Source organism: Marinobacter maritimus (genome assembly GCF_007671675.1).
Taxonomy (GTDB): Bacteria; Pseudomonadota; Gammaproteobacteria; order Pseudomonadales; family Oleiphilaceae; genus Marinobacter; species Marinobacter maritimus.
This window is the reverse complement of record NZ_VCGW01000006.1, coordinates 47,580-60,398: the sequence shown is the minus strand read 5'-3', so window position 1 is coordinate 60,398 and position 12,819 is coordinate 47,580. Positions and strand designations below refer to the sequence as shown.

The following is a 12,819-nucleotide window of genomic DNA, read 5'->3' as shown; positions in this document are numbered from 1 at the left end:
GCAGGAATCCTTCGTGACTGACGACAGCTTCAACAGCCTTGATGGCGGAGGGTTGTTCCCCAGATTACAGCAGCGATACGGTTTGAGAGAGAATCCGCTGGAAATGGAGACTCCGTTCTTTCCAGATGCTATGCGACACCATGCCTTGGAGGCGCTTCGACATCTTAGCGGCTTTGGCGATATGGCGCTGCTACTTACCGGTGCACCAGGTTCGGGTAAGAGCAGGTTGCTGGCCGAGTTGGTTCGCAGCGAGTCTTCGCGGCTAGGCTTTCATAGGCTGTCTGCCGCGGCCACGACAAGCTCAAACGCTTTGGCACGAGACCTGAAACAGGTTATTCGCTCAGGCTCTAGCCCGGATGAGAACTCGCGAGAAGCCGTTTATCGTTTTTTTCGGTGGACTGAGGGAAAGGTCGTCAAGGGGCAACGAATGGTGCTGCTCATCGATGATGCTGATCGCGTTTCTCCAGAGCTTCTCAGATTAATCCTTGATGGCTTCCTGGCTGCTGATCGTTCCAAGGCGGCGGTGCCGGTGTTTGCCGGCGAGGATCGCCTCGTTACGCTTTTGGGTCTTGAGGATGCACCGGTATCTGTGCACCAGATCCACTTGCGTCCGCTTACCAGGGAAGAGGTGTTTTCCTACCTTGAGCCGCGAGTCCACAAAGCCGGCGGTAAGGTATCTGAACTCTTGAGCCCCGCCCGGCTTGCAGGAATACTGGAACTGAGCCAAGGCAGCTTTTCCCGACTGAAACGAGTAACGCCCGGCATATGGCTGGATATCGTGTCTGATGTTTCAAAATCAAAGCGCTCACAGACTATCGATTTCAAGCAGCTCCGCCTGCCTGCGCTGGCTCTCCTGCTTTTGGCTGGTTCCTGGTGGTTTGTGTCGAGGCAGTATGATGAGACGGTGGCGCTGGAGCAGGGGCCCGTTTCTGAACCTGACAGGGTGCGCAAGAGCATCACTATAGGCCCGGAAATATCTGAAGAAGATGTGCCGAAAGATGAAGGGATCGATGAGTTGCTGCCAGCGTTGACAGGGCCGGCGCAGTCGCCGGATCCTGCTTCTGAGCCTGAGCCTGAGCCTGAGCCTGAGCCTGAGCCTGAGCCTGAGCCTGAGCCTGAGCCTGAGCCTGAGCCTGAGCCTGAGCCTGAGCCTGAGCCTGAGCCTGAGCCTGAGCCTGAGCCTGCTTTCGTTCCAAAGAATGCCGGCAGGTACGTTGCTATTGAGCAGCTGCGCAGTCGCAGCAAAGGCTGGACCATTCAGCTTGTAGCTGGAAACCTGGAGCAGACTGCGCTGAACGTCATTTCCCGCTACCCGTCTCTTGATGAAATGGTGTATACGGTGGGTGAGCGTAAAAACGAACCATGGTTCATGGTGTTCTATGGGAACTACCCTTCCAGGGAGTCCGCTCAGGAGGCGGTATCCAGGCTTCCTGATTCTCTGGTTTCGCGCTCTCCCTGGGTGCGAACAGCCGAGGACCTGTAACAGGATCCTGAATGCGCGGTAACCCCCTGTTCCGTATCGAACAAGGTTCGGAAATAGCGGAACCTTCCTCGAGAAATATTGCCGAATCTGTTTGAGTACGTATTTGTACGTGTGTAGAATGATCAGCCCATTTTTTAATGTTGGCCGGTTTTTTGCACTGTATTGGTGCATAAGTCGCTGATTAAAAAGCATTTGCATGCGAGAGAGCGCTTATGAAGTCAGGTTTGTATCATCCCGACGAATTCAAGGACAACTGTGGATTTGGACTGATTGCCCACATGAAAGGCGAGGTCTCTCACAAGTTGCTACAGACGGCCATTGAGTCGCTCACCTGCATGACTCACAGGGGTGGTATCGCAGCGGACGGAAAAACCGGAGATGGTTGCGGTCTGCTTATTCAAAGCCCTGAAGCGTTCCTGAAAAAAGCTGCAGTAACAGCATTTGGAAAAGCGCCCGATGGCCTATTTGCGGTGGGCCAGGTGTTCCTGAGCCCGGAGCCAGAAAAGGCTACCAATGGACGAGCCGCACTCGAAAAACGACTGGTTGAACAAGGCCTGGAAGTCATGGGCTGGCGAGAAGTCCCGGTAGATGACAGCTGCCTGGGCCCAATGGCGTTGGACTGCATGCCCTGCATTGAACAGGTGTTTGTAACACCGGCGGCCAAGTCGGAACAGGAATTCGCCATCAGTCTGTTTGTTGGTCGCCGCCATGCAGAGCGGGATATGGCAGATGACCCCGAATTCTATATCTGCAGTCTTTCCCATCGCACGCTGGCCTACAAGGGGCTGATGATGCCGGCGGATCTGGCGAACTTCTATAAAGATCTGGGGGATCCTGATTTCGCCACTGCCATTTGCGTATTTCACCAGCGTTTTTCCACTAATACCATGCCCCGCTGGCCCTTGGCCCAGCCGTTCCGCTATCTGGCGCATAACGGCGAAATCAACACCATTGATGGCAACCGTAACTGGGCCATTGCCCGGGCGGCGAAATTTAACGCTCCGGATTTGCCTGACCTGCAAACCTTGCAGCCTCTGGTCAATCTGGCTGGTTCTGACTCATCCAGCATGGATAACATGCTGGAAATCCTGTTGGCCGGTGGCGTGGATCTGTTCCGCGCTGCGCGCATGATGATTCCGCCGGCGTGGCAGAATGTCGACACCATGGACTCCGAGCTTCGAGCGTTTTACGAATACAATTCCATGCACATGGAGCCTTGGGATGGCCCCGCTGGTCTGGTTATGTCGGATGGCCGTTACGCGGTCTGCATGCTGGACCGCAACGGCCTGCGGCCGGCGCGCTGGGTGGTTACCAAGGATGATTTCATTACTCTGGCGTCCGAGATAGGCACGCACAGCTATCAGCCTGCAGACGTGGTCGCAAAAGGTCGTGTCGGGCCGGGGCAAATGCTGGCTATTGATACGGAAACCGGTGAAGTGTTGCATACCCGGGATATCGATCAGCGTCTCAAGACAGCAAAGCCCTACAAGCGCTGGCTACGTGATAATGCGTTGCGAGTGGAAACAACGCTGAACCAGGACACACCCGAATTCCGGCTGCTGGATGCGGATGAGCTGCTGGTTCATCAGAAGATGTTCATGGTGTCGTACGAGGAACGTGACCAGATCCTGCGTCCCCTCGCGGAAAACGCTCAGGAGGCTGTCGGCTCAATGGGTGACGATACGCCCATGGCTGTTTTGTCCAGCAAGGTTCGGCATGTCGCAGACTATTTCCGCCAGAAGTTTGCTCAGGTAACGAACCCGCCGATTGATCCGCTGCGGGAAGCGATCGTGATGTCGCTGGAAACCTGCCTGGGAGCGGAGCGTAACGTCTTCGAGGAAACCGCAGAGCACGCTGACAGGATCATCCTGACCACGCCGGTCCTGTCACCAGCAAAATTCCTGCGGATTGCCAATAATGATCGCCCGGGCTTCACCGTGGCCCGGATTTCCATGAGCTACCTTCCGGAGGAAGGGCTTGAGCAGGCCGTTCGTCGCGTTTGTGATGAGGCCGAGAAGGCCGTTCGTGGAGGTAAGGTACTGCTGATTCTCTCAGACAAGGACTTGAAACAGGGTGAGCTGCCTGTGAGCTCCCTGATGGCAACCGGAGCGGTTCACCACCACTTGGTTGCAAAAGGTCTGCGCTGCGACTCCAACATCATAGTGGAGACAGGCTGGGCCAGGGACCCTCACCATTTTGCAGTGCTGTTTGGCTTTGGTGCGACGGCGGTCTATCCCTACCTGGCCTATCAGGTGTTGAACGATCTTATTCGGACGGGCGAATTGCTGATAGATCCCATCGAAGCGAAAAATAACTATCGCAAGGGGATCAATAAGGGGCTGCTGAAGATTCTGTCCAAGATGGGCATCGCTACTATCGCGTCTTATCGTGGCGCTCAGCTTTTCGAGGCCATTGGCCTTGCCGATGACGTTGCGAACCTGTGCTTCAAAGGCGTGCCCTGTCGTATCCAGGGCGCAGACTTTTTCGATTTTCAGCAGGATCAGGAACAACTGGCGGCCACTGCCTGGAAACCGCGCAAGCCGATCACCCCTGGCGGCTTGCTGAAATATATCCATGGCCAGGAATACCATGCGTTTAATCCGGATGTGGTTGGCAAGCTGCAAGAAGCGGTGACTACGGGCGATTACGGCCATTACAAGGAATACGCGGCGCTGGTCAACGAACGTCCGGTGGCCACGCTCAGGGATTTGTTCGGTTTCCGTGAGGGCATAGAAGCCATAGGGCTTTCCGAGGTTGAGCCGGTCGAGCAGATCTTTACCCGGTTCGATTCTGCGGCCATGTCCCTTGGCGCTCTGTCGCCGGAGGCTCACGAGGCTCTGGCGGTGGCGATGAATACGCTTGGTGGCCGCTCCAACTCTGGCGAGGGTGGTGAAGACCCGGCTCGCCATGGCACCGAAAAGCGATCCAAAATCAAACAGATTGCTTCGGGCCGCTTTGGTGTAACCGCCGAGTATCTGCGCAGTGCCGATGTCATGCAGATAAAGGTTGCTCAAGGTGCAAAGCCAGGTGAGGGAGGTCAGCTGCCCGGTGGCAAGGTTAATCAGCTGATCGCGCGCCTGCGATACTCGGTGCCGGGCGTCACTCTGATTTCGCCACCGCCGCATCACGATATCTATTCAATAGAAGACCTGGCGCAGCTGATCTTTGATCTCAAGCAGGTCAACCCGCAAGCCCTGGTTTCGGTAAAACTGGTTTCTGAGCCCGGCGTCGGCACGATTGCGGCAGGTGTGGCAAAGGCGTATGCCGACCTGATTACGGTCTCCGGCTATGACGGTGGCACGGCGGCAAGTCCGCTGGCGTCCATTCGTTACGCGGGTTCGCCTTGGGAACTTGGATTAACCGAAACGCAGCAAGCGTTGCGGGCCAACGACTTGCGTGGAAAGATCCGCCTGCAAACGGACGGCGGGATTAAAACCGGCCTGGATGTGGTGAAAGCGGCCATTCTGGGAGCCGAGAGTTTTGGTTTTGGTACCACGCCCATGGTGGCTCTGGGCTGCAAGTACCTGCGCATTTGCCACTTGAACAACTGCGCAACTGGCGTTGCAACCCAGAATGAATACCTCCGTGAAGAGCACTTCAAAGGCACGGTTGAAATGGCCATGAACTTCTTCCGCTTTGTGGCGGAAGAAACCCGCGAATGGATGGCTAAGCTGGGCGTTCGCAGCCTGGAAGAGCTCGTTGGACGAGTTGACCTTCTTGTTCGTTTGCCGGGCGACACCGAGCGCCAGAAAAAACTGGACCTGACGCGGCTGTTGTCCAACGATCACATTCCGGCGGACAAGCCTCAGACGTGTCAGGTTGAGCGTAACCTGCCGTTCGATCAAGGTTTGCTGGCGGAAGACATGCTCAAGGCAATTGCGCCTGCGATCGAAGGCAAAACCGGAGGCGCCTGGAATTATCGCGTGACCAATTGTGATCGCTCAATCGGTGCCCGCCTTTCTGGCGAAATTGCTGCAAAGCACGGAAATCAGGGCATGACTGATGCACCGATCACGCTGGATCTGGTAGGCACTGCTGGCCAGAGTTTTGGTGTCTGGAACGTTGGTGGTCTGAACCTGATTCTTGAAGGCGATGCCAACGACTATGTCGGCAAAGGTATGACTGGCGGCAAGCTGGTGGTCAAGCCGCCTCGTGGCAGCGCCTTTGCATCGCAGGAAACCGCGATTATCGGTAACACCTGTTTGTACGGTGCCACTGGTGGCAAGTTGTTTGCTGCAGGCACGGCCGGCGAGCGCTTCGCTGTTCGCAACTCCGGGGCCCAGTGCGTAGTTGAAGGCGCAGGCGATCATTGCTGCGAGTACATGACGGGCGGGCTGGTTACTGTGCTGGGCTCTACCGGCGCCAACTTCGGTGCAGGTATGACCGGAGGGTTTGCCTATGTGCTGGATATGGACAACACCTTTGTTGATAAATACAACCATGAGCTGGTGGAAATTCAGCGTATTTCTCGCGAAGAAATGGAGGCTTACCGCAACCATCTGCGCAGCGTTATTCGCGAGCACATCTCGGAAACCGGCAGTGCCTGGGCTGAGCGTATCCTTGAAGATTTCGACGACTACATCGGCCGCTTCTGGCTGGTGAAACCCAAAGCTGCGAATTTGCGCAGCCTGTTGGCAAGTACCCGTGCGCGTCCTGAATAAACTCAGGGCGTTGAGTCTGGTTACTTGTGAGGGTTCGGGGTTGCCGGAAAGGGCAACCTGCGTCGATATTGAGCTGATGAGAGCGTCAACATGAAAGAACGACTTGGTAATGACTTTCAGTTTGTGGAAGTAGGGCGGGTAGACCCAAAGAAAGTTCCTGCTAAAAAGCGTAAAAAAGAGTTTGGTGAGATTTATCAACCGTATACCGCCGATAGCGCAGCGTCCCAGTCCCATCGTTGTCTGGAGTGCGGAAACCCCTATTGCGAGTGGAAGTGCCCGGTACACAACTACATTCCGAACTGGTTGAAGCTGGTTTCCGAAGGCAACATCATGAAAGCCGTCGAGCTGTGTCACCAGACCAATTCGCTGCCTGAAGTGTGTGGCCGTGTTTGCCCGCAAGACCGCCTGTGTGAGGGTGCTTGTACGCTGAATGACGGATTCGGCGCGGTTACCATTGGCTCGGTTGAGAAATACATTACGGATACGGCCTTCGCCCTTGGCTGGAAACCGGACATGTCAGCGGTCAAATGGACGGACAAAAAAGTGGCGGTTATTGGCGCCGGCCCTGCGGGCCTGGGGTGTGCCGATGTACTGGTTCGCAACGGCGTAAAGCCGGTGGTGTTTGATATCTACCCTGAAATCGGTGGCCTGCTGACCTTCGGCATCCCGGAGTTCAAGCTGGAAAAGTCCGTGATGACCCGGCGGCGGCAGGTGTTCGAGGAAATGGGCGTTGAATTCCGTTTGTCCACCGAGGTGGGCAAAGACGTTCAGCTGGAGGATATTCTCGAAGAGTACGATGCCGTGTTCATGGGCATGGGAACCTACACCTATATGAAGGGCGGTTTCCCGGGTGAAGACCTGCCGGGGGTATACGATGCGCTGCCGTTCCTGGTATCCAACGTAAACCGGCGTCTTGGCTTTGAGAAAGATGCAGCGGACTTCATCGATATGAAAGGCAAGCGCGTCGTGGTTCTTGGTGGTGGTGATACCGCCATGGACTGTAATCGCACCTCCATTCGCCAGCAGGCAGAAAGTGTGAGCTGCGCCTATCGACGCGACCAGGCCAACATGCCGGGCTCGCGCCGCGAGGTCTCGAATGCCAAGGAAGAGGGTGTGACATTCCTTTTCAATCGGCAGCCTATAGCCATCATCGGTGAGGACCGGGTTGAAGGTGTGAAAGTGGTGTCAACACAGCTTGGTGAGCCAGACGAAAACGGGCGTCGTCGGCCAGAAGTGGTGCCTGGCAGCGAGGAGGTCATACCCGCCGATGCCGTGCTGGTTGCCTTTGGTTTCCGCCCAAGCCCGGCCGACTGGTTTGACGAGCTTTCGATCAACACTGATGATTCTGGTCGGGTTACCGCACCGGAAGGCGCGGAATATGGCTTCCAGACCAGTAACCCGAAAATTTTTGCGGGTGGCGATATGGTTCGGGGCTCGGATCTTGTCGTAACAGCAATCTGGGAAGGTCGCCAAGCTGCAGAGGGCATTATGGATTATCTGGATATCTGACAAACCCTTTGATCCGGATCAGAAGGCCGGCTTACTAAGGGTAAGCCGGCCTTTTTTATTATGGCAAACGGGGTATCATTGCTCCCATTCCGTTTAGACCATCAGAAAGAGACAACGTTGGAATCCTTATGACCGAGTTGAAGAATGACCGCTTTTTGCGCGCACTGATGCGCCAGCCTGTTGATCGTACCCCGGTATGGATGATGCGTCAGGCTGGCCGTTATCTACCCGAGTATCGCGCTACCCGGGAGAAAGCGGGTGACTTCCTCAGCTTGTGCAAGAATACGCCTTTGGCGTGTGAGGTAACCCTCCAGCCACTTGAGCGTTTTCCGCTGGATGCCGCGATTCTGTTCTCGGATATCCTCACCATTCCGGATGCCCTGGGTCTAGGGTTGTATTTTGAAACCGGCGAAGGCCCCAAGTTCAAGCACACCATTCGCTCCAAGGCGGATGTTGAGGCGTTGCCCAAGATCAAGGCAGAAGTCGACCTCGATTACGTAATGAACGCCGTTTCTACAATCAGGGGCGCGCTCAATGGCAGTGTCCCCTTGATTGGCTTCTCAGGCAGCCCCTGGACCCTGGCAACCTATATGGTTGAAGGCGGCTCCTCCAAAGATTTCCGCGAAGCCAAAAAGCTTATGTATGGCCAGCCAGAGGTGATGCACCAGCTCTTGGATCATCTTGCAGATTCGGTCATCGATTACCTCAATGGCCAGATCAAAGCCGGTGCCCAGGCGGTTCAGATTTTCGATACCTGGGGCGGCGTGTTGAGCAGCTGGGCGTACGAGGAGTTTTCTCTGCGCTACATGAAGAAGATCGTTGATAACCTGATTCGCGAAAATGACGGGCGCTATATTCCGGTGATTCTGTTCACCAAAAACGGTGGCCAGTGGCTTGAATCCATTGCAGATTCAGGGGCTGATGCCGTTGGTCTGGATTGGACCACGGATATCGGCGACGCTCGTGCTCGCGTGGGTGATCGTGTGGCTCTGCAGGGCAATATGGACCCCACCATGCTTTATGCGCCGAAAAAGCGTATCCGCGAGGAAGTGGGCGACATCCTGCGTCGCTACGGGTCCGGCCCTGGTCACATATTCAACCTCGGCCACGGCATTACGCCGGATGTGGATCCCGAGCACGCCAAGGCGTTCATTGAGGCGGTTGTTGAATTGAGTCCTGAGTACCACCGCTGATTGTTGTCCTTGCTTTCTGGCCTGTTAGCGCCGGGAAGCGGGGGTTGAGTCACCGATTCCAAAAACCGCTACAAGCACATCCCTGTGGCTTGTCTCCGGCCGTCCATGGCCTCCGACATTTTTGGAATCGGTGACTCAACCCCCGCATCTATGTTCTCAGCACGTCTTCTCTTAGTGCCCCCCCCCTGAAGTAGAACTCCTCTGGATCGGCAACCCCACCCGGTCTATAGTCGTATCAGATGATATCGACAATAAAGGAGCAGCCCCTTGCCCACCAAAACGTCCGAAAAACGGAAGTTCCACCGCATCAGCTTTGACGCCCCTTGTGAACTGCATGCCCTTGAGAGCGTGTGGACAACGGAGGTACTGGATATTTCCCTGAAAGGCGTTCTGGTCAAGCGGCCAGAGGGTTGGGACATACCCTTGAGTCAGCCCTGTGAGGTGATCGTACACCTTGATGGACAACAGGCCGGGATAGTTATGGCTGTCGAGTTAAAACATGTAGAGCCGCATAGACTTGGTTTTAAGTGCCAGTACATCGATCTGGAAAGCGCCACCCATCTGAAGCGTTTGGTTGAGTTGAACCTTGGCGATCAGGTTCTTCTTGAGCGGGAGTTTTCTCACCTCATTGATTAGTTAATTATCGAGTTTTTGTTGGAGGGCGAATTGCGAATTTTGCAGGCGTAAGTGGGGAAGCCTTTCCAAAAATGTCGTAGGCCAAGGATGGCCGGAGACAAGCGCACATGGATGTGCTCGTAGCGGTTTTTGGAAAGGCTTCCCCACTTTCGCCATACCGCTAAAGCCGGCAGTCTGGGGGTAGGGCTTAAAGCTCCTCCAATGCCGTAATAGCCTCGCTGAGCTTAGTCACAGGAATCACCTTCATTCCTGCAATAGGTTTGCGTGGTGCATTGGCTTTAGGAACAAGAGCACGGGTAAAGCCGTGCTTCGCGGCCTCGTTAATCCGCTCTTGGCCACTGGGCACCGGCCGAATCTCCCCCGACAACCCGACTTCCCCGAAAATGACCAGGTCCTGAGGCAGCGCCCGGTCACGGAACGAAGACACAATGGCAGCCAGTAACGCCAAATCCGCGCTGGTCTCGTTAACCTTCACGCCACCCACAACGTTCACAAACACATCCTGATCCGACACATGCAAGCCGCCATGGCGGTGCAACACCGCCAGAAGCATCGCCAAACGGTTCTGATCCAGGCCAACAGCGACACGCCGGGGGTATCCGCCTTGGGCCATGTCCACCAACGCCTGAATTTCCACCAGCATGGGTCGAGTGCCTTCCCATACCACCATAACCACGCTGCCCGGCGCCGCTTCTTCGCCACGGTTCAGAAAAATCGCACTGGGGTTTTTTACTTCCTTCAGACCCTGCTCCAGCATGGCAAACACGCCCAGCTCATTCACCGCCCCAAAGCGGTTCTTGATGCCGCGCAGAGTGCGGTAACGGCTGTCACTGGAGCCTTCCAGAAGGATGGAGCAGTCGATCATGTGCTCCAAAACCTTGGGGCCGGCAAGGCTGCCATCCTTGGTGACGTGACCTACCAGGAACAGAATGGTGCCCGTCTGTTTGGCAAAGCGGGTCAAAAACGCTGCGCTTTCACGCACCTGGGAAACCGAGCCGGGGGCGGATTCCGTGTCCGCCACGTGCATCACCTGAATACTGTCCACTACCAGAATCCGTGGTTTCTCTGCTTCTGCCACCTGTATGATCCGCTCGACGCTGGTCTCGGAGAGCATTTTCAGATCTTTGGTAGGCAGACCAAGACGTTTCGCGCGCATGGCCACCTGCTGCAGGGATTCTTCACCGGTCACGTAAAGCGCCGGAACACTGGCAGCCAGGTGGCAAACGGCCTGAAGCAGCAGGGTGCTCTTGCCGGCACCAGGGTGGCCTCCCATCAGAACCGCGGAGCCCTCTACCAGCCCGCCGCCCAGAACCCGGTCGAACTCCTGCATGCCGGTGCTGATACGCTCCTGTTCGGAGAGGCTTACGTCGTTCAGGCTCTGGACGGCCGACAGGCTGCCGGCAAAACCTTCAAAGCGCACGCCGCGAGCGCCTTTGGCATTGTTGCTGACGCCACGGACTTCGCTGATGGTGTTCCAGGTCTGGCAGGCCGTACATTGGCCCTGCCACTTGGAATAGTCTGCACCACACTCGGTGCAGACGTACGCGGTTTTGGCTTTTGCCATCAGGCCAGCTTCTTGTACTTCATGCGCTGGGGCACCATAGCGGAATCCCCTTTGCGTTTTTTATGGTCTTCGTCGTATTCGGCGAAGTTGCCCTCGAAGTACACCACCTCACCGTCATCCTCAAACGCCAGGATGTGCGTGGCTACTCGGTCAAGGAACCAGCGGTCGTGCGAGATAACCATGGCAGAACCCGGGAAGTTCAGAAGAGCTTCCTCCAGAGCGCGCAGGGTTTCTACGTCCAGGTCGTTGGTAGGTTCGTCCAGCAGCAACACGTTGCCACCTTCTTTCAAAAGCTTTGCGAGGTGCAGGCGGTTACGCTCACCGCCGGACAAATCACCCACCCGCTTTTGTTGGTCAGAGCCCTTGAAGTTGAAGCGTCCGGCATAGGCTCTTGACGGTGTTTCATAGTTGCCGACCTTGATGATGTCCTGGCCTTCACTGAGCAGTTCCCACACGGTTTTGGAGCCGTCGAGATCACGGTTCTGGTCCACATAGGCCAACTGGACCGTTTCACCCACGGTGATGGTTCCGGCATCGGGTTGGTCGTGGCCTGCGACCATGCGGAACAGGGTGGATTTGCCTGCGCCGTTACCGCCAATGATGCCGACGATCGCCCCCGGCGGAACGGAGAAGGAAACATTTTCGTAGAGCAGGCGATCACCAAAAGCTTTGCTGATACCTTCCACTTCTATGACCTTGTCGCCCAAACGGGGTCCGGGCGGGATATAGATCTCGTTGGTTTCGTTGCGCTTCTGGAAATCCTGCGAGCTCATTTCTTCGAAACGGGCAAGGCGGGCTTTGCTCTTCGATTGCCGGCCTTTGGCGTTGCTACGCACCCACTCCAGCTCCTGTTTGATGGCTTTCTGGCGCGAAGCTTCCTGTTTGGCTTCTGTACCCAGGCGCTTTTCCTTGTTTTCCAGCCATTGGCTATAGTTGCCTTCAAACGGGATGCCTTGGCCCCGGTCGAGCTCCAGAATCCAGCCTGCTACGTTGTCGAGGAAGTAGCGGTCGTGGGTAATGGCAACTACGGTGCCTTCGTAATCGTGCAGGAAGCGCTCCAGCCAGGCGACGGATTCTGCGTCCAGATGGTTGGTGGGCTCATCCAGCAGAAGCATGTCCGGGCCCGAGAGTAACAGGCGACACAGGGCTACACGACGGCGTTCACCACCGGAGAGATTTTTTACCGGCTGGTCCCAGGCGGGCAGGCGCAGGGCGTCGGCGGCAACTTCCATTTTGCGTTCAATGTCATGGCCATCAGTGGCCTGAATCAGAGCTTCCAGTTTGCCCTGTTTTTTGGCTAGCTCATCAAAATCTGCATCCGGCTCTGCGTAGGCGGCGTAAACCTGATCCAGCTCAGCCAGGGCGTTGTGAACGTCGGCCACGGCTTCGTCAACAATTTCCTTTACGGTTTTGCTGTCGTCCAGTTCCGGTTCCTGGGGCAGGTAACCTACATTGATGCCTGGCTGAGGCCTGGCTTCGCCAATGTAATCCTGATCTACGCCCGCCATAATGCGTAAGAGCGTAGATTTACCTGAACCGTTCAGGCCCAGTACGCCGATTTTGGCGCCCGGGAAGAAGCTCAGGGAAATATCTTTGAGAATTTCGCGTTTGGGCGGAACCACTTTGCCCACTCGGTTCATGCTGTATACGTACTGGGCCATAAAGGCATTACCCTCTTTGAAAACGAGATGTGACAGGGTGTCTGAGGCGCTTCGAGCCGCCACCTTACGGAACTTGCTAACTGGGTTTTCTAGTTGGGTTTGTAAGGTATCG

At 55.9% G+C, this 12,819-nt stretch carries 7 protein-coding genes; 5 read left to right on the top strand and 2 right to left on the bottom strand.

The genetic code is table 11. The annotated features are described in order from the left end of the window. The first annotated feature begins 13 nt into the window (after window positions 1-13). The 5 genes from FFI90_RS17890 (at window position 14) to FFI90_RS17870 (ending at window position 9,482) form a co-directional block, all read left to right on the top strand. Window positions 14-1,483: an AAA family ATPase gene (locus FFI90_RS17890; protein ID WP_144780070.1), complete on the top strand. Its 1,470-nt coding sequence runs from the start codon at window positions 14-16 to the stop codon at window positions 1,481-1,483. A gap of 212 nt (window positions 1,484-1,695) precedes the next feature. Next, on the top strand, window positions 1,696-6,144 hold the full coding sequence (gene gltB / locus FFI90_RS17885) for a glutamate synthase large subunit (RefSeq protein ID WP_144780068.1): 4,449 nt from the start codon (window positions 1,696-1,698) through the stop codon (window positions 6,142-6,144). 90 nt (window positions 6,145-6,234) lie between these two features. Next, complete coding sequence (locus FFI90_RS17880) at window positions 6,235-7,653, top strand: FAD-dependent oxidoreductase (protein WP_144780066.1); 1,419 nt, start codon at window positions 6,235-6,237, stop codon at window positions 7,651-7,653. A 128-nt stretch (window positions 7,654-7,781) separates the two neighbouring features. Beyond that, entirely contained in the window at window positions 7,782-8,846 is a 1,065-nt protein-coding gene (gene hemE / locus FFI90_RS17875; RefSeq protein WP_144780064.1) for a uroporphyrinogen decarboxylase, read from the top strand. 267 nt (window positions 8,847-9,113) lie between these two features. Then, on the top strand, window positions 9,114-9,482 hold the full coding sequence (locus tag FFI90_RS17870; protein WP_144780062.1) for a PilZ domain-containing protein: 369 nt from the start codon (window positions 9,114-9,116) through the stop codon (window positions 9,480-9,482). Between the two features lie 187 nt (window positions 9,483-9,669). Here FFI90_RS17870 and radA read toward each other — a convergent pair whose 3' ends face one another. Together radA and ettA are read right to left on the bottom strand one after the other, a co-directional pair. Then, window positions 9,670-11,046: a DNA repair protein RadA gene (radA, locus tag FFI90_RS17865; protein WP_144780061.1), complete on the bottom strand. Its 1,377-nt coding sequence runs from the start codon at window positions 11,044-11,046 to the stop codon at window positions 9,670-9,672. Next, window positions 11,046-12,707: an energy-dependent translational throttle protein EttA gene (ettA, locus tag FFI90_RS17860; protein ID WP_144780059.1), complete on the bottom strand. Its 1,662-nt coding sequence runs from the start codon at window positions 12,705-12,707 to the stop codon at window positions 11,046-11,048. Before ettA ends, radA begins: the two co-directional genes overlap by 1 nt. Between the last annotated feature and the right edge of the window lie 112 nt (window positions 12,708-12,819).